Here is a 16,304-nt window from a genome sequence, read left to right on the forward strand (position 1 = left end):
GGTAAGGCAAAGATAGCAATCGTAAGGTGAGAACAATGCAAGAAGAAAACACAGCGCTAAGCCCAGAAGCGTTTGAACAAGCGATTATGGCTAAGGGTCAGTATTATCATATTTATCATCCTTTTCATATCATGATGCATGAAGGCAAAGCGACACAGCAGCAAATCCAAGCGTGGGTCGCCAACCGTTTTTATTATCAGATCAATATCCCATTGAAAGACGCGGCCATTATGGCAAACTGTCCTGATCAGCGCGTGCGTCAAGAATGGATCCAACGCATGATTGATCAGGATGGCGTCTATCCTGATGGCGGCGGTCGTGAAGCGTGGTTGGGTCTGGCAGAAGCAGTCGGTCTAACTCGTGAGCAGGTGATTTCTGAAGAGCTGGTGCTACCGGGTGTGCGTTTTGCTGTCGATGCTTATGTGAACTTTGCACGGCGTACCTCATGGCGAGAAGCTGCCAGTAGCTCACTGACTGAGCTGTTTGCCCCGCAGATTCACCAGTCACGTTTAGAGTCTTGGCCCAAGCATTACCCTTGGATAAAAGAGCAAGGCTATACCTATTTCCGCTCACGCTTAAGTCAAGCGCGCCGCGATGTTGAGCATGGTCTGACCATCACACTCGACTCATTCAAAACAGCCGAGCAGCAAGAACGCATGCTTGAGATCCTACAGTTCAAGCTCGATATCTTATGGACGATTCTGGATGCCTTAAGCTTGGCCTATGTGCATAACCAAGCCCCTTATCAAAGCGTCACCTCTGACAATGTCTGGCATAAAGGATTGTTTAAATGAGTATACCTGCTAGTTTACCTGAGCTGGATCAATCCATCGTACCAGTATGGCGTCAGGGTTATCGTTTTCAGTTTGAGCCAGCGCAAAACGCCTATGTCTTACTCTACCCTGAGGGTATGATTAAGCTCAATGACAGTGCCAGCATCATTGGGCAGCATATTGATGGTCAAGCGTCCATTGCTGACATTATCCAAAAGGTGCAAGCTATGTTTGGCGATATTCCCGAAATCGAGCAAGACATCATTGAATATATGCTGGTCGCCCAGCGTGAACATTGGATTGATTTAGTATGACTGCGCCAGTCGGGCTACCGCTATGGCTGCTTGCTGAGCTGACCTATCGCTGCCCCTTACAATGCCCTTATTGCTCAAACCCTATTGACTATGCTCAGTATAAAGAAGAGCTAACGACACAAGAGTGGTTTGATGTCTTTGATCAGGCGCGGCAAATGGGTGCGGTGCAGCTTGGTTTTTCTGGCGGTGAACCACTGGTTCGTCAAGACCTAGAAGAACTGGTCGCTTATGCGCACAATCAAGGTTTTTATACTAACTTGATCACGTCGGGTATGGGATTGACCGAAGCTCGGATTGCGCGTTTAAAAGAAGCAGGTCTTCAGCATATCCAAATTAGCTTTCAAGCCAGTGATCCAACGGTCAACAATGCCTTGGCAGGCTCAAAACATGCCTTTGAGCAAAAGTATGAGATGTCACGTCTGGTTAAGCAATACGACTATCCGATGGTGCTTAACTTTGTGATTCATCGGCAAAACATCGATCAGATTGACCAGATTATTGATCTCTGCTTAGAGCTGGAAGCCGACACGGTCGAGCTGGCTATTTGTCAGTTTTATGGTTGGGCGTTTGAGAACATAGAGGGTTTACTACCAACCAAAGCGCAAGTGGTCCGAGCTGAACGCATTACCAATGAATACCGTAAGCAGATTGAAGAACGTGGTATCAAATGCAAACTTATTTTTGTGGTGCCTGATTATTATGAAGAACGTCCAAAGCCCTGTATGGATGGCTGGGGCAAGATTTTCTTAACAGTGGCACCAGACGGTACAGCCCTGCCTTGCCATGCTGCCAGACAGATGCCAATACAGTTTCCCAATGTACGACATACACCACTGTCGGATATTTGGTATGAATCTGCGAGCTTCAATCAGTTTCGCGGTGACGATTGGATGCCCGATATCTGCCAAAGCTGCCCAGATAAAGAGCGCGATTATGGCGGCTGCCGTTGCCAAGCGTTTATGCTAACTGGGGATGCCAAAAACGCCGATCCTGTCTGTGGAAAATCGCCTTATCACTACCTGATTGAGGAGGCATGTATCAACAGCGAGACGCCTGTACCTTTTGAAGAACTGCGCTTTCGCAATCCAAAAAATTCTAAGTCACTGAGCAATAAACAGCTGAATAAAGACACACTGATTCCTACTCGTATGGTGACAGGTGAAATATGAATGCTAATACTAAGCCTGTGATATTTGATGGACATAACGATCTATTGACTCGCCTTTGGCTAAGTTCAGCTGCCGATCCGGTACATGATTTCATTTATGGTACGTTACCGGGACATTTGGATTTACAACGCTGCAAAGACGCGAATTGGATGGGCGGATTATTTTCTATTTTCTTGCCGCCCTACGCTTATGTGAAAAACAACCATCCTGACAAATTAGCCGACCCATCACATTCAGATTTTACTCCGCAAGAAATCGTCGATATCTGCTGTGAGCAATTGAAACTGGCTCAGCAACTAGAGGCAAGATCTGACGGTCAGATTCAGATTTGCACCTCGTTAGAACAAATTCAGGCCTGTCAGCAGAATAAGCAACTGGCCATTGTATTGCATTTGGAAGGTGCTGAGTTTTTAGCCATACAGCCTGACCTGCTGGATGTTTTTTATGAGGCAGGCCTCAGAAGCATTGGCCCACTATGGAATAGAAAGAGCCTCTTCGGTGATGGCTTGAATGCCTCCTTTCCGCACTCTCCAGATACAGGATCTGGTCTGACCGCTCAAGGCAAAGACCTCATTCTTAAGTGCAGTGAAAAGCATATGCTGATCGATGTGTCGCATATGAATGAACGCGCTTTTTGGGATACGATAGAGATTGCCTGCCAGCCTATTGTTGCGACACACTCCAATTCGCATGCTCTCTGTCAGCAAGCACGGAACTTAACCGATCAGCAGCTGGCTGCTATTAAACAAAGCGATGGTTTGGTTGGGGTGAATTTCGATGTGGCGTTTCTTCGTGCAGATGGGCAACGTAATACGCAAACCTCACTTGATGTGATTGTCGATCATCTTGATTATCTGATCGACCATCTAGGCGAAGATCACGTTGGGTTTGGCTCTGACTTCGATGGTTGCCTACTACCTGATGAGTTATCTGATATCAGTCAAATCTCTATGCTGATTGAGCGAATGCAACAACGTCACTTCTCAAACCGACTTATTGAAAAGGTGACGTCAAAAAACTGGTTTACGGTGCTTGACAAGGTATGGCAATAGTCATAATAATCAAGCAATTACTGTCTAGGGATTGCTGTTTTGCTCGTCTGATTAAACAGGGTAATCATTAGTTCTCGTTTTACCTTAACACCTGCTCTACTCGTTCAATCAAGTATTCTTTGACCGCATTAAACAATGGATCGATTAAGCGCCGTTCTGGACAAATCAAATACAGCGGATAGTTGGCCACTTGCCAGCCGTCCAACTCTACCTCGACAAGTCTCTCTGCCTTTAAATCGCCGGCTATATCTAACTGAGACTTTAATGCGATGCCTTTACCCGCCACTGCCCAGCGGCGTACAACGTCACCGTCTTTACTTCTGCGATTGCCATCCACGGCCACACGTTTAGTCTTGCCCGCTTTCTCAAAAGTCCACTCGCTCAAATACTTTTCATCATGCCCCAAACGTAAACAGTTATGCTGCGATAAATCTTCTGGCATTTTTGGGATACCGATACCCTTATCAATCTTGCTCAAATACTCCTTTGACGCACAAAGTATAGGGCGATTATTCAACACTATGGGTAGTGCGACCAGTGATGAATCTTTGGGCGCGCCGTAACGTAGTGCCAAATCAATCTGCTGACCGTACAAGTCCACATAGCTGTCTGACATATGTAACTGCACCGTCACTTTTGGGTGAATGTCTATAAAATCGTCCAACCAAGGCAAAATTAAGTTTCGTCCCAAATCTGATGATGCCGACAGTCGAATTGTACCCGTCAGCTCGGCATCATTATCATGCAATCCTGCATAAGCGTTATCTAAAATAGCCACGGCATCTCGGCAATGCTTTAAATATTGCTCACCCTTGCTAGTTAAACGCAGCCTACGAGTAGAGCGAACAAACAACACCGTCTCAATTTCGGCTTCTAATCGCTTGACCGCTGCACTCACAACTGCAGGCGACAGATCTAAGTGCCGAGCACAGGCAGATAGGCTGCCTAAGCGAGCGGTCTCAATAAAAATACGTAAATCCTGCAAATTTTTCATCGTCATGCCTTCGTTCAATTAGCGTCTAACTTAGCAACCACCATCGCTTGCTGCTAGCCTCATTATTATATAAAAATTATTGAAACTGTTTCTCTAAACCTGCTGATTATCAAAATCATTAATTATAGTAGCATGCACCTATAAGGTTTACTCACACATTTGGAGATACACGATGGATACTATAATACGGCCTACAAGCACACAGGATACTCAACACCATAGCCACCATGATGGAGATAATCAACAAAGCGCACTACAGCAAGCACGCAACTTACCACTACCTTCAAAATCAAACATGCTTAGACGTGCACCATCGGTAGAGCATTTCTGGCATCAAAACAGCCAGTTATTAGAGCAAGCATGGGCAGAGTGGGAAACCACTGAGCATGACTTGCCTGTACTTGATGACTCATTATTTGATCCAACTCTACGTGATGCAGTGACGCAAGCATGGCGCACTCCTTCTACGGAGACGGCTGTTAAAAATTTATGGCAAGAGATACTACCTGACGTATATCAGGGACAACTCTTTGACCCAGCACAACTATCAACGCTGCGCCATTATCTGCAAGCAATCGCAGACGCTAACATTCCCATACGTCCTCCTTACGGTATTGCCTTGAACAGTAATGGGGCCATGCTAGATGCGCGCTCGCTAGGCTATTTGGCCACCCCTAATTTTCAGGCGTTTTATCATAAAGTCATGAATCAATATATGCGCCCTATCGCTCGGTTGTTATTTGCCAATATTTATGGCTATGACACTCAGACCTTTGGGTTCTCGATTCAATACCAGCCGACAGGTGATACATCGCTACAACTTCATACCGATGCTTCAGCGGTGACCATGAATATTAACCTAAATCTGCCAGGCGAAGACTTTACTGGATCAGAAGTTGACTTTGTTGATCGCCATTTAGGGCAAACCAAACGTGCTATCTTTAAACCTGGCATGGCGATTATTCATAGAGGCTCGGTGCCGCACGCCGCACATCCAATCACCAGTGGCAAACGTACCAATATGGTGCTTTGGCTGTATGGCGATAATATGCAAGTACCACGAGGAGTTGGGCTTAATAGTCATATTGATGCCAATCAACGTTGGACTGCTACGCACAGCCAGCCTGATAATTTCGCGCCGTTTTAAGATCAGTTTATGCGTTTAATGGATTTATCAATTGATAAAGCACCTTCATTATACGTCCTAATATAGCTAATAAATAACCTTTAGATAGATTAAAAACGCCATATTCTCAAAATAATATTGAAAGTGTTTTCTCTTGTAGCTAGTGGTTCTAATGTATGAACTTTACTATTATGAGTCATCGCTAGGACGGGCTAATCATTCAACTTATCTATGCACGAATAAGGATTGAGTAGCACCGTTTGTTAAATCCGTTTGTATTACCAGCTGACTAAAAAAATGAAACTTACTTTACTTAAGGACAATCATGAAAACCATTAATGAAGCACTAAACTGGCGTTACAGTACCAAAGTATTTGATGCCAATAAAAAGATATCTGCTGAAGATTTTGAGCAGATCAAAGACATGCTACAAATGAGTCCATCAAGCACCAATATTCAACCATGGAGCTTTGTCATTGCAGATGATGACGCAGGCAAAGCGCGCATTGCCAAAAGCACGCAAGGTGCCTTTCATTTTAATACACCTAAAGTCCTAGATGCCTCACACGTGGTGGTTTTCTGTACTCGTATTCATGCCGACGATGAATACATGCAGGCGGTGTTAGAAAAAGAAGATCAAGATGGTCGCTATGCGCAGCCAGAATTCAAAGCACAGATGCATCAAGGTCGCCAATTGTTCTTAGATATGCATCGCTTCGATACCAAAGATGAGCCACATTGGCTTGCCAAACAGGTATATCTCAACATGGGCGGAGTACTATTGGGCAGCGCGCTTTTGGGTATTGATACCGTCCCTATGGAAGGCGTTGATTTACAGGCGCTTGATACGGAGTTCGACTTACGTAGCAAAGGATATTCTGCTGTGGCAGTGGTATCGTTTGGCTACCGCAGCGATGATGACTTTAATGCCAAAATACCTAAATCACGCTTGAGTGAAGAAACTATTTTTATTAAGGCTTAAGCAATCATTAGGGTCTAAACATTATCAAATGGTCAATAAGCATAATTTTAACGTTGCTATTGGCCGTTTGAGTTTCTGCTATAGATTTTCTGACGTTTTTTGATAATATTTCTTATTAATTTACTGTGTTGCTTTCAAAATAAACATAAATAATAACTGGAGACGACGATGAATTTGGCAAACAATAAAAAGAATGCTATCGCGTTCTATAAGACCGCTTACGAGGGTAATCCACAAAAGGCCGTCGCTGATTATGTGGGCGATGATTATATTCAACACAATCCCGCTGTAGCCAATGGTAAATCAGGATTTATTGAATACTTTGAACGGATGCAAGCACAGTATCCGAATAAGTCAATTGAGTTTGTACGTTGTATCGCTGAAGATGACTTAGTCTCATTGCATACCCATCAAGTCTGGCATAATGAAGATAAAACCATCGATGAATTCGTGACGATGGATTTCTTTCGATTTGATGATAGTGGGAAAATTGTCGAGCATTGGGATTCTATCCAACAAATACCAAAAGATTCTGCTAATGATCAAACCATGTATTAGTTCATATATATAGAGAGGTGACAACCCCTTTTATGCGTAATCAGACTGTGCATAATCTACGCCTTTAATCCTTAATCATAGTAGTAACAAATACCTATTGGCTTATGAGTTTCTTGCTACCAATAAGGCGAACGCTTTATTTCTTCGGCAAGAAAATCAATAAACTTTCTTTGTAGTGGTGTCACCTGCTTTCGATTGGCATAAACTACATAAACACCTAAAGTTTTGGGTTTCCATTCAGGCAATAACTCAATAAGTTGTCCAGATGCAATCAAAGATTTGACTGCGCCAGATGGCTGTAAGCTGATCCCATGTCCACGCAACGTGGCAGAGAGCAAGACTTCAGAGATATTGGCGCTGATGTTGCCAGAGATAGGAACAGACTCTGGACCATTTGGCCCGTCAAACACCCATGCCGACCGTCCAAAATACGCAAACGATAGACAGTTGTGATGTACAAGCGACTGTACATCTGTAGGTCTGCCACGACTTTGTAAATACTCAGGTGCAGCGCATACGATAGAGTGGCACTCACCGATACGTCTGGCAACGACATTTGGCTCCAAGTCATTGGTGATACGAATCGCCAAGTCAATACGGGCATCAACTAAATTGACTGAATCATCAGTGGTAAGAATATCAATTGCTGTTTGAGGCCAGTGAGAAACAAAGCGACCAACCACATCCATCAAAAGGCTATCAATCAGCGAAAAGCTGGCAGTGATTCGCAGCTGACCTTTTAGCTCCAAAGTATTTTGATTGCGTATCTGATCCAACGAGTCAGTCAATCCAAGCAACTGGTACGCCACCTCAAGAGTCTGCTCACCAGGTGCAGTGAGGCTCAAACTTCGAGTTGTGCGATGCAATAAGCGCATATCCATCCAGCTCTCAAGCTCTGTCAGATAACGCGTTACCTTAGCTCTAGACATGTCTAAATTGTCCGCGGCACGGCTCAAGCTACCTTGTTCAACGATCGTAACAAACACCTGCAACGCGGTCAGTCTATCCATCTCTTCATCCTTATTTGCGCGAAAACTGAAATAGTAAATGCCGAATTATAGCGTATTTAAACGAAATACAATCGAATAGAATAGCCATTAACAACGAATACCGCTATTAACGCGGTCTATTTACTCAAACGAAAATATAGGTGAATTATGAAAAAATTAATGACAGCTTCTATGGCGGCCAGTGTGCTACTGCTCGCAACCCAAGTAAACGCAGCCGATCTACAACTGCAAGCATATAAACCAGATCAAAATGCTATTTTCCCAGTGACCTCTGTGCTGGCAAGTGGCGAGAAAGATGCTATTTTGTTCGATGCACAGTTTAGTGTTAAAGATGGTGAAGCATTGGTTGATATGATCAAAAAAAGCAATAAAGACCTAAAAATGATTTATATCACGGCAGGCGATCCAGATTACTATTTCGGTCTTCAGCCTTTAGTCAAAGCCTTCCCTGATGTGAAGGTTATGTCTAGCCCTTCTATTATTGAACACATTGAGGCGACTAAAGATGCAAAATTAAAGCATTGGGGCCCAATCCTTGGTAAACATGCGCCTACCAAGATCACAGTACCGCAGACACTTGATCAGTCCACATTGACCTTAGAAGGTCACAAAATCGAAATCAAAGAGATGGGAACCCATCAAGCATATATGTGGGTACCAGAGTCAAAAACCGTTTTCGGCGGTGTGTCAGTAACATCAGGTATGCATGTGTGGACTGCTGATACCCAAACTAAAGAAGCTCGTAGCGAGTGGATGCAATCATTGGAACACATGAAGCAATTAAAGCCAAACCTTGTGATACCAGGTCACTATTCAGGCAACCTACTCAAAAAAGACTATGCTGTTGATTTTACCCTCAGTTATCTAAAAACCTTTGAGAAAGCACTGGATGAGGCAAAAAAGCAAGACTCCAAGAAATCAGAAAAAGTGATTTCTACCATGGAAGTAGCTTATCCCGCGTTATCTGGGGATACTAGTTTACAAATAGGCAGTAAAGTAAATACAGGTGAAATGAAGTGGTAAATACGGACTATTAGATAAAAAGTATTATATTTTGCTAAGTCTGTTAGCGAAATACGAGTGTCAAAATGCTGGCGTATGAATGCTTGATCAATCAGCATACGCTAGCACTTTTAATGATAGATGAGAGTAACTAATGACAATACAGTATCGTCGTGCTATGCCTGAAGACTTTACAGCCATTGTCGACCTCTTTGTCGTCAATATGAATTTGAGTGTATTTACTACTGCTACAGATAAGCAGGTTCTAAAGCAACTGGCTACCCTATTTCTTGCGAAAGACTGTTATCGTGCTACTTTTATACAAGTTGCAGAATATGATGACATTATTTGTGGTGTGGTTATAGGTTTTACTAAAGAAGATTCATACAAGGCATTACCATTCGATGATAAGCCTATTATTGATCAGATAGAACACAAGCTGGGTCTATCTGATCAAGGTCGACAGGTATTAAGTGATTTACAGAAAAAAGAAACGGCTGGTGCGAAACGAAAAGAAGTCGATTTTGATAGCGAGCTACAGTTCTTCTGTGTAAATCCAGACTATCGTCGTCACCGTATTGGAGCGACGTTGATTCAAGCATTTGAGGCTTATCTCGTGGCACAGGGTGCAGACACGTATGCACTACATACAGACACCCTGTGCACTTATCAGTACTACGATAATAATGGCTATCAACGTGTTGATGAGCACCCCAACCATCTAAACCCGCAGATAATGCACTATACCTATGTCAAATCTTTATCTTAACAAGCTTGTATAGATGACCATCAATGATATTCAAACAAGCATAATCCAAAAGCTCTGAGACAATATTCATAAAACCAATAAACTATCTTTAACTAGCCAATAAAGCGGCTTCGAATGGATAGTTAGTAAGGTTTTCAAACCCAGTGTCTGTAATAATGATTTGATCTTCAAGTTTGACACCATTTTTACCACCAACTCGACCTACATACGCTTCAACGCAGAGGGCCATACCCGGCTCCAGCACACCACTATAGCCATGGCATTCAAGGTCTTCGGGGTAACGAATAGACGGGTATTCATCACAAAGACCAACGCCATGCATCATCACACCATATCTTTGCGCTCTATATTCTTCAGGAAGTACTAAACCAGATTTTGTCACCTCTTCAAATGTCATTCCTGGTTTTAATATAGTCATGTTGTGTTGGATATGTTCATAAGCTACCTGATAGAGATGCTTTTGCTCTGCACTTGGCAAGCACTCCCCAATCATCCAAGTTCGAGACAAGTCTGCACACATTCCATAAGGGCCAATCAAATCTGTATCGAATGCAAGTAACTCACCCTCCTTCACAATTCTAGGGCCACTTTCCTGAAACCAAGGATTGGTTCTAGGCCCTGAAGAAAGAATTCGACATTCTATCCACTCACCACCTCGACGAATATTTTCCGCATGAAGAATAGACCATATGTCATTCTCAGTGATACCGGGTACTGTTGCTTCTTGCATGCACTTCATCGCAACCTCTGTTGAGGCAATTGAACATCGCATGGCATTAATTTCATCTTCGTTCTTAATAGATCGAGCAAACTCCATCACTTCCTGACCATCAAAAACATCGATTCCTAACTGTTTTATCTTATTGAAACCAGCAATTTCAATTTTATCGATAGCCAATCTTTTATTGTCTCCAGCATGCTCCCGTAAAATAGATTGAATTTCTGAAGCAAACCTAGAGGCATGTTCGTCAGTTCTATCACCGGTTTCAAAGTAGAAAAAAGAAGCGCCTCCTCTGACCTCTTTGATCAAAGGAAGGTGTGCTGATAAGTGCTCACAATTGTGAAAATCCCATAAAATAAGATGTCCTGATGCAGATACAAAACAGGCTCTAGAGTGATTGTGGGTCACCCATACCTGCATATTTGTGGAGTCAGTCGCATATCGAATATTAAGAGGATCAAACAATAAGATGCCGCCAAGATCTCTTTTCTGTAGTTCTTTTACGATTCTTTGGAGGCGGTATTCGCGCATTCGTGTAAGGTTAGGAGGTGTCAGCCCTAGCTCAGCCCACTCATTGAAAGCAAGATCTGTTGGACCTATCTCGACACGGTCATTGTCGTTCAGAGAGCCATCAGCTTTAAACGTGCCACCTCGACGCCGTGAAGGGTCGATTTTTCGATTTGAAGATGTGACTGAGAATGTGGTTATATTGCTGATTATTTGGCCTACCTCATAGTAATAACTTCAACAAACAAGAGCTCCATTGAAGACTAGAGCCTTGCCTGAATGGTTGTATCTATAGTAATTTGCCACAAAAAATGAGTATGAAAAAACGATTTAAACACACGAATTCATGACATAAAGTCATGCTAATATTATGACGCTTTCTTTCTCCGCTCTCTATGTTTCAAAACGCTATAAGGCTGTTCTTTTATATTTAATAGACTCAAGCGTGGCGAGCCAAATTAAAGGTAAGACAATAAGAGCCGAACCTATTAAAAGACTGATATCAGGTATTTCATCAAACCATACGATGCCGATAACCACTGCTCCTAACAGACCCGTATATTCTGCACTAGATATTTTATGTGCTTCAACCGCTCGGTAGACCAGTACGCAGATACCCGCATAGATCAAAATAAACAAATTTGAGCCTGCTGCTATCCATAGCGCGTACCAACTCAAAGGAGCATGTTCCCAAATAGCCAAACCAAGCCCCAACGGTATTCCGACTAAATTGGTCAAAAACAAGGTCTGAGCAACGGTGTGATTCGAAGGCAATTTACGCACTAGTAGGTTGTTTGTCGCCATGGTTAAGGCCACGATCAGCGCAAATATAGCACCCATATTAATTTGTGTTGGTTTTACCACGACAAGAATACCTATGAAGCCTAGTATTGCCACAATGATGCTTGGTGCTGTGAGTCTGTCTTTATAAAACAGAAACCCTAACGGCAACATCAGTAAAGGTGCAGTATAAAAAATCGCATTGACCGTGGCTAGCGGTAGCGCTTGGATAGACAACACCATGAATACCGCGCCAAACAACCAAATATGCCCACGTACAAAATGCCATTTTACGTTACTAAGTAGCTTGGCTTTTTGGTTAAATAAACAAAACGGTAGTAGCATCAAGACAGCTGTTAGCTGACGCAATAGCACAAACTGATAGACCGCTGCACCATCTGGCAACTCTTTTATCAGCGCATCTGAAAGGACTGCAATCATGTTTCCTGCAACCAACAGTATCATTGCAAATCCAACACTCATCTTCGGCATTATCATGCTTATACCTATCTCAAAATACATAAAATTTTAAATTAAGCCATTTAATCTAATGGTCAGATAAATAGTATATTCGCGTATACTCATGACGTATAATGATATAAAAACGTTTAGTATTAGTTGAACTCATAATGAAACTCCCCCCATTACGTGCCATACAATGCTTTGAATCTGTAGCAAGGCTTAATAGTTTTTCCAAGGCAGCAGAAAGCCTCAATGTAACGCAAAGTGCTGTGAGTCATCAGGTTCGAACGCTTGAAGAATATCTTGGAGAAGCGTTGTTTTATAGGCAGGGTCGGACACTTTCTTTAACAGATATAGGTGCTCGCTATTTCACAGAGGTGAATCAATCGCTGACTACTCTATCCAATACCAGTCAGGCCATTCGCCATGATAAGCCTGGCCATATTCGCCTAGCGCTGTATAGTTCAGTGGCTGTCAATTGGTTGATTCCTCGGTTAGAAAACTTCCGCGAACAGCACCCAGAGATTGAGCTGACCTTAAATATGGTGACAGACCAAGACGACTATAATGAGCAATGTTCGGATTGCTTTATTACCGTCAATCCACCAAAACGCAACGTAGTCAGCAAGCTTTTATTCGCTGAGAAGCTATTTCCCGTCTGTGGCCAAAAGCTTTGGGCAGAAATAAAGGATCAGCCATTGCCTGAGGCGTTATGGCAACACCCTATACTGTCCGTAAAATATGCTGGAAAAAGTGAAGGTACGGCTAATGATTGGCTAAAATGGTGTAAAGCAGGCGGGTTTGAGATGCCAAGCGAGGTAAAGATTAATCAATTTAGCCATGTACTGCTTGCCGCACAGGCTGCACGTTATAACTTAGGTATTACGCTTACAGACAACTATATGATGCTAGAACAAACACATCAGCAAAATCTTGTCAAAATCCCAATGCATGAATTACTCACTGGCGACAGTTTCTATTTCTTTTATAATGACTTAAAGTCAAATCAACCAGACATCATTAAATTGAGTCGTTGGTTAGAGTCACAATGTCTTTAAAAGTGTTTTAAATAGCATTTTAAATAAGTGTTTCTAAAGACCATCATTAACGAGTATTACCTATAATTGCGACCATAAACACTGTGAAAGTATCAACCCCCTACGATAAAGAGCAAGACCTATGCAAATAATCCTCAATCAAATGGATATTACCGATTATCAAGTATCAGTAAATGCTGCTGCGATATTAAAATCAATCCATGATCATCAAGTTTGTGATGGCTTTATGATTTTTCCAGAACTTGCTTTGACTGGCTTTCCGACGCTAGACAATATTGAAGCGTTGTATCATCAATCAACAGAGCACTTTCACAGCATATTGAAAGCAAGCAAAAATACAGATTCAACCATCATTATTGGACATATTGACAAACAGGATCAACTTTTCTATAACGCATGTTCTTTTATAAAAAACGGCAAAATCATTCATAAACACCGAAAGTCAAAACTTTGGCTTGATGATGTTGGGGTATTTACAAGCGGAGAAGACTTATCAGTGGTTAGCATTAATGATATGGTTTGTGGTGCTCAGATTTGTTTTGAGCTAGAGTTTCCAGAAGGCTCAAGAGCACTGGCAAAAAAAGGCGCACAGATCATATTTATGCCAAACGGCAATATGTCTCCCTATGCAAATACCCACTATGTATTGACTCAAGCGCGTGCCATTGAAAACCAATGTTTTGTGATTACTTGCAACGGTGTGGGCGTCGGTCATGGCGGTCAGTTTGTAGGAGAGAGTCTGGTGGTCTCTCCTACGGGACGAATCATCAAAAAACTTGGTTCGTCGCCAGATATAGTAACAGTAGATATAGATTTAGAGGAACTAGAGCAGTCTAAGCAAAACTATCAATATATAGACTTGTCTTAATGTCACCATAGAGCTTAGTCATTAAACTGAGTGGCAAGGTTGTTTTCTAGAGAAACCACAGTGAAGAAAAATCACCGTTACGTATCGCGGCTGATGTCTGGTGGCTTGAGAGCCGATGGATTATCGTTGAGCTAGTACAGCGCAATCTATATATCCTATGACTTACTATTCTCAGTCTCTCAAAGCATCTTCAACAAAGCTCAACCGGTCTTGACCAAAGTACATTTCATCATTTACGAAGAAACTTGGTGCCCCAAATATGCCTCGTGCTACTGCTTCTTCGGTACTAGATTTTAAACGCGCCTTGACCTCAGGCTCACTAATACGCGCCATAAAATCAGTCGCCTCAATGCCTACTTTCGACAGAACTTCAGCCACGACTTCTGGTGATTCCATATTTAACTTTTCAGCCCATAGCCCATTAAAGACAGCGGATAAATAACTCTCAAATTTAGGTGTCCCCAAATAAGCGGTAACACCGCGCATAAGCTGCATCGTATTGACTGGGAAAAATGGATTGAAGCGAAAAGGCACGTCATAGATGGCTGAAAAACGCTTAAGGTCTTTGAGCATATAAGCGCCTTTAGCAGGTACGGCAGCTGGTGAGGTGTTACCAACGGCTTGGAACACTGCGCCAAGTAACATAGGTCGCCAAACGACCTCGGCATTGTGACGCTGCGCGATACTCGCTAACTGTGTCCATGCCAAATAACTGGCTGGGCTGCCCACATCAAAGAAAAACTCTACTTGTTTATTCATCTTTGCATTCCTTGCAATATATTAAAAATCCATTAAAATTTGACGGTTACTAATTAGATAAGATCAAAAAGTTTCCATCCATGGGCGTAAATCCAGCTCATGCGTCCAGCTATCTCTTGGCTGACAGTGCAACTGCCAATACTGCTCAGCGATATGTTCTGGATTTAAAATACCGTCTTGGTCTTTTAGCTCATAGCGCTCAGGAAAGTTGTCACGAATAAAATCAGTATCAATAGCACCGTCAATGATAGGGTGTGCGACATGGATGCCCTTTGGCCCCAACTCTCGCGCCATGCTTTGTGCCAGTGCCCGCAGAGCAAACTTAGCGCTAGCAAAAGCCGAAAAACCTTTACTACCGCGTAAAGACGCTGTTGCACCCGTAAAAATAATTGTCCCCCTCTCACGTGGAATCATGACTTTTGCCGCTTCTCTACCTGTCAAAAATCCAGCCAAGGTACCCATCTCCCACACTTTTCGATAGACCCTCTCTGTCGTATCTAAGATGGAGAAATGAACGTTTGCCCCGATGTTAAACACCACCACTTCAATCGGGCCAATGTCCTTTTCAATATGAGCAAACAGCTCAACCATCTCTTGCTCGACACGTGCATCACAACCGAATGGCTTGACCACTCCTCCAACCGCTTCGATATCACTGACTAATGCCTCTAGCTTCTCAACAGTCCTTCTGGTCACGCACAAAGTAAAACCTTCTCGCGCAAAACGTTTGGCAACAGCACTGCCAGTGGCATCGCCTGCGCCGATTACAACTGCTACGGGTGCTCTGTTCATGTCTATTTCCTTATAGGTTCCTTTTTAGAACTAACAAAAACATAGCTTTATTTTTGGACCCTGTCAAGCTAACCTATATCTTAAAGATAAAGGAGATAACCTATGCGTTGGGATGAACTGGACCAACAGTCTTGCTCGGTAGCTCGCACTTTAGCAGTCATTGGTGATCGTTGGACGCTCATGATTTTACGTGATTGTTTTTTGGGAGTCAGACGATTCGACGTATTTGAGCAACGCTTGGGCATTACACGTCATGTCCTATCTAACCGTCTTCGTAAATTGGTTGAATACGATATTTTAAAAAAAGTCGCCTATCAGCAGCGGCCGCTACGTGAGGAATATAGACTGACCAAGTGTGGATTAGATTTGCACTCGGTCGTACTGGCGTTGGTCAGTTGGGGTGATAAACACATGGCTGATGAACGCGGGGCACCGCTGTTGCATAGACACAAGGCATGTGGTCACATTATGCATCCGGTGACAGTATGCTCCGAGTGCGCTGAAGCCGTTACCGCACGTGATATTGAGGTTGAGATAGGACCCAAATGGATCGGTAATGATGAAGTAAGTATTTAACTTAGTAGCGGTTTATGAATAACTGGAGCTAG

At 42.9% G+C, this 16,304-nt stretch carries 18 protein-coding genes; 12 read left to right on the forward strand and 6 right to left on the reverse strand.

All coding sequences use genetic code 11. The features are described from left to right. Positions 1–35 precede the first annotated feature (35 nt). Genes pqqC through ACHEVO_RS03675 form a run of 4 tightly spaced genes read left to right on the forward strand, consistent with a single transcriptional unit; the run spans position 36 to position 3,308 of the window. Positions 36–794 carry a pyrroloquinoline-quinone synthase PqqC gene (pqqC, locus tag ACHEVO_RS03660; RefSeq protein WP_394123956.1) on the forward strand — a complete coding sequence of 253 codons (759 nt, stop codon included), beginning with the start codon at positions 36–38 and terminating at the stop codon, positions 792–794. Next, positions 791–1,087, forward strand: a complete 297-nt coding sequence (gene pqqD / locus ACHEVO_RS03665; protein WP_394123957.1) for a pyrroloquinoline quinone biosynthesis peptide chaperone PqqD — start codon at positions 791–793, stop codon at positions 1,085–1,087. The genes pqqC and pqqD overlap by 4 nt, the downstream gene beginning before the upstream one ends. Further along, the gene (gene pqqE / locus ACHEVO_RS03670; RefSeq protein WP_394123958.1) at positions 1,084–2,256 is read left to right on the forward strand and encodes a pyrroloquinoline quinone biosynthesis protein PqqE; all 1,173 of its coding nucleotides are present in this window, start codon (positions 1,084–1,086) and stop codon (positions 2,254–2,256) included. Before pqqD ends, pqqE begins: the two co-directional genes overlap by 4 nt. Next, the gene (locus ACHEVO_RS03675) at positions 2,253–3,308 is read left to right on the forward strand and encodes a dipeptidase (protein WP_394123959.1); all 1,056 of its coding nucleotides are present in this window, start codon (positions 2,253–2,255) and stop codon (positions 3,306–3,308) included. Before pqqE ends, ACHEVO_RS03675 begins: the two co-directional genes overlap by 4 nt. Positions 3,309–3,387: 79 nt before the next feature. Here ACHEVO_RS03675 and ACHEVO_RS03680 read toward each other — a convergent pair whose 3' ends face one another. Beyond that, entirely contained in the window at positions 3,388–4,302 is a 915-nt protein-coding gene (locus tag ACHEVO_RS03680) for a LysR family transcriptional regulator (protein WP_394123960.1), read from the reverse strand. 172 nt (positions 4,303–4,474) lie between these two features. Here ACHEVO_RS03680 and ACHEVO_RS03685 point away from each other — a divergent pair, with 172 nt between their 5' ends. The 3 genes from ACHEVO_RS03685 to ACHEVO_RS03695 all read left to right on the forward strand — a co-directional run bounded on the left by ACHEVO_RS03685 (position 4,475) and on the right by ACHEVO_RS03695 (position 6,968). Next, positions 4,475–5,449 carry a hypothetical protein gene (locus tag ACHEVO_RS03685; RefSeq protein ID WP_394123961.1) on the forward strand — a complete coding sequence of 325 codons (975 nt, stop codon included), beginning with the start codon at positions 4,475–4,477 and terminating at the stop codon, positions 5,447–5,449. A 304-nt stretch (positions 5,450–5,753) separates the two neighbouring features. Then, positions 5,754–6,410 (forward strand): oxygen-insensitive NAD(P)H nitroreductase, encoded by a 657-nt coding sequence (gene nfsB / locus ACHEVO_RS03690; protein WP_197177063.1) that lies wholly within the window; start codon positions 5,754–5,756, stop codon positions 6,408–6,410. A 168-nt stretch (positions 6,411–6,578) separates the two neighbouring features. Beyond that, complete coding sequence (locus ACHEVO_RS03695) at positions 6,579–6,968, forward strand: nuclear transport factor 2 family protein (protein ID WP_394123962.1); 390 nt, start codon at positions 6,579–6,581, stop codon at positions 6,966–6,968. A gap of 116 nt (positions 6,969–7,084) precedes the next feature. Here the strand turns inward: ACHEVO_RS03695 and ACHEVO_RS03700 are convergent, their stop codons facing one another. Continuing rightward, complete coding sequence (locus ACHEVO_RS03700; protein ID WP_298810777.1) at positions 7,085–7,978, reverse strand: LysR family transcriptional regulator; 894 nt, start codon at positions 7,976–7,978, stop codon at positions 7,085–7,087. 147 nt (positions 7,979–8,125) lie between these two features. Here ACHEVO_RS03700 and ACHEVO_RS03705 point away from each other — a divergent pair, with 147 nt between their 5' ends. Both ACHEVO_RS03705 and ACHEVO_RS03710 read left to right on the forward strand, forming a co-directional pair. Continuing rightward, positions 8,126–9,001 carry an MBL fold metallo-hydrolase gene (locus tag ACHEVO_RS03705; RefSeq protein ID WP_394123963.1) on the forward strand — a complete coding sequence of 292 codons (876 nt, stop codon included), beginning with the start codon at positions 8,126–8,128 and terminating at the stop codon, positions 8,999–9,001. Positions 9,002–9,134: 133 nt separating this feature from the next. Next, positions 9,135–9,749 (forward strand): GNAT family N-acetyltransferase, encoded by a 615-nt coding sequence (locus ACHEVO_RS03710; RefSeq protein WP_394123964.1) that lies wholly within the window; start codon positions 9,135–9,137, stop codon positions 9,747–9,749. A gap of 88 nt (positions 9,750–9,837) precedes the next feature. Here the strand turns inward: ACHEVO_RS03710 and dddP are convergent, their stop codons facing one another. Further along, positions 9,838–11,190 (reverse strand): dimethylsulfonioproprionate lyase DddP, encoded by a 1,353-nt coding sequence (dddP, locus tag ACHEVO_RS03715; RefSeq protein WP_394124381.1) that lies wholly within the window; start codon positions 11,188–11,190, stop codon positions 9,838–9,840. 195 nt (positions 11,191–11,385) lie between these two features. Then, on the reverse strand, positions 11,386–12,255 hold the full coding sequence (locus ACHEVO_RS03720; RefSeq protein WP_379544322.1) for a DMT family transporter: 870 nt from the start codon (positions 12,253–12,255) through the stop codon (positions 11,386–11,388). A gap of 131 nt (positions 12,256–12,386) precedes the next feature. Between ACHEVO_RS03720 and ACHEVO_RS03725 the strand changes: the two genes are divergently transcribed. Together ACHEVO_RS03725 and ACHEVO_RS03730 are read left to right on the forward strand one after the other, a co-directional pair. Next, positions 12,387–13,277 carry a LysR family transcriptional regulator gene (locus ACHEVO_RS03725; RefSeq protein WP_394123965.1) on the forward strand — a complete coding sequence of 297 codons (891 nt, stop codon included), beginning with the start codon at positions 12,387–12,389 and terminating at the stop codon, positions 13,275–13,277. Between the two features lie 121 nt (positions 13,278–13,398). After that, positions 13,399–14,145, forward strand: a complete 747-nt coding sequence (locus ACHEVO_RS03730) for a carbon-nitrogen hydrolase family protein (protein WP_394123966.1) — start codon at positions 13,399–13,401, stop codon at positions 14,143–14,145. A 171-nt stretch (positions 14,146–14,316) separates the two neighbouring features. Here the strand turns inward: ACHEVO_RS03730 and ACHEVO_RS03735 are convergent, their stop codons facing one another. Further along, the gene (locus ACHEVO_RS03735) at positions 14,317–14,904 is read right to left on the reverse strand and encodes a 2-hydroxychromene-2-carboxylate isomerase (protein ID WP_298810790.1); all 588 of its coding nucleotides are present in this window, start codon (positions 14,902–14,904) and stop codon (positions 14,317–14,319) included. 63 nt (positions 14,905–14,967) lie between these two features. Further along, positions 14,968–15,696 (reverse strand): SDR family oxidoreductase, encoded by a 729-nt coding sequence (locus ACHEVO_RS03740; protein ID WP_394123967.1) that lies wholly within the window; start codon positions 15,694–15,696, stop codon positions 14,968–14,970. A gap of 102 nt (positions 15,697–15,798) precedes the next feature. Between ACHEVO_RS03740 and ACHEVO_RS03745 the strand changes: the two genes are divergently transcribed. Further along, positions 15,799–16,272, forward strand: a complete 474-nt coding sequence (locus ACHEVO_RS03745) for a winged helix-turn-helix transcriptional regulator (protein WP_394123968.1) — start codon at positions 15,799–15,801, stop codon at positions 16,270–16,272. Positions 16,273–16,304 lie beyond the last annotated feature (32 nt).

This window comes from Psychrobacter nivimaris, from assembly GCF_043419765.1.
Taxonomy (GTDB): Bacteria; Pseudomonadota; Gammaproteobacteria; order Pseudomonadales; family Moraxellaceae; genus Psychrobacter.

Bases quoted from the DNA above. Each gene is read 5' to 3' on its own strand.
- pqqC (WP_394123956.1), top strand. From the start codon at position 36: ATGCAAGAAGAAAACACAGCGCTAAGCCCAGAAGCGTTTGAACAAGCG.
- pqqD (WP_394123957.1), top strand. From the start codon at position 791: ATGAGTATACCTGCTAGTTTACCTGAGCTGGATCAATCCATCGTACCA.
- pqqE (WP_394123958.1), top strand. From the start codon at position 1,084: ATGACTGCGCCAGTCGGGCTACCGCTATGGCTGCTTGCTGAGCTGACC.
- ACHEVO_RS03675 (WP_394123959.1), top strand. From the start codon at position 2,253: ATGAATGCTAATACTAAGCCTGTGATATTTGATGGACATAACGATCTA.
- ACHEVO_RS03680 (WP_394123960.1), bottom strand. From the start codon at position 4,302: ATGAAAAATTTGCAGGATTTACGTATTTTTATTGAGACCGCTCGCTTA.
- ACHEVO_RS03685 (WP_394123961.1), top strand. From the start codon at position 4,475: ATGGATACTATAATACGGCCTACAAGCACACAGGATACTCAACACCAT.
- nfsB (WP_197177063.1), top strand. From the start codon at position 5,754: ATGAAAACCATTAATGAAGCACTAAACTGGCGTTACAGTACCAAAGTA.
- ACHEVO_RS03695 (WP_394123962.1), top strand. From the start codon at position 6,579: ATGAATTTGGCAAACAATAAAAAGAATGCTATCGCGTTCTATAAGACC.
- ACHEVO_RS03700 (WP_298810777.1), bottom strand. From the start codon at position 7,978: ATGGATAGACTGACCGCGTTGCAGGTGTTTGTTACGATCGTTGAACAA.
- ACHEVO_RS03705 (WP_394123963.1), top strand. From the start codon at position 8,126: ATGAAAAAATTAATGACAGCTTCTATGGCGGCCAGTGTGCTACTGCTC.
- ACHEVO_RS03710 (WP_394123964.1), top strand. From the start codon at position 9,135: ATGACAATACAGTATCGTCGTGCTATGCCTGAAGACTTTACAGCCATT.
- ACHEVO_RS03720 (WP_379544322.1), bottom strand. From the start codon at position 12,255: ATGATAATGCCGAAGATGAGTGTTGGATTTGCAATGATACTGTTGGTT.
- ACHEVO_RS03725 (WP_394123965.1), top strand. From the start codon at position 12,387: ATGAAACTCCCCCCATTACGTGCCATACAATGCTTTGAATCTGTAGCA.
- ACHEVO_RS03730 (WP_394123966.1), top strand. From the start codon at position 13,399: ATGCAAATAATCCTCAATCAAATGGATATTACCGATTATCAAGTATCA.
- ACHEVO_RS03735 (WP_298810790.1), bottom strand. From the start codon at position 14,904: ATGAATAAACAAGTAGAGTTTTTCTTTGATGTGGGCAGCCCAGCCAGT.
- ACHEVO_RS03740 (WP_394123967.1), bottom strand. From the start codon at position 15,696: ATGAACAGAGCACCCGTAGCAGTTGTAATCGGCGCAGGCGATGCCACT.
- ACHEVO_RS03745 (WP_394123968.1), top strand. From the start codon at position 15,799: ATGCGTTGGGATGAACTGGACCAACAGTCTTGCTCGGTAGCTCGCACT.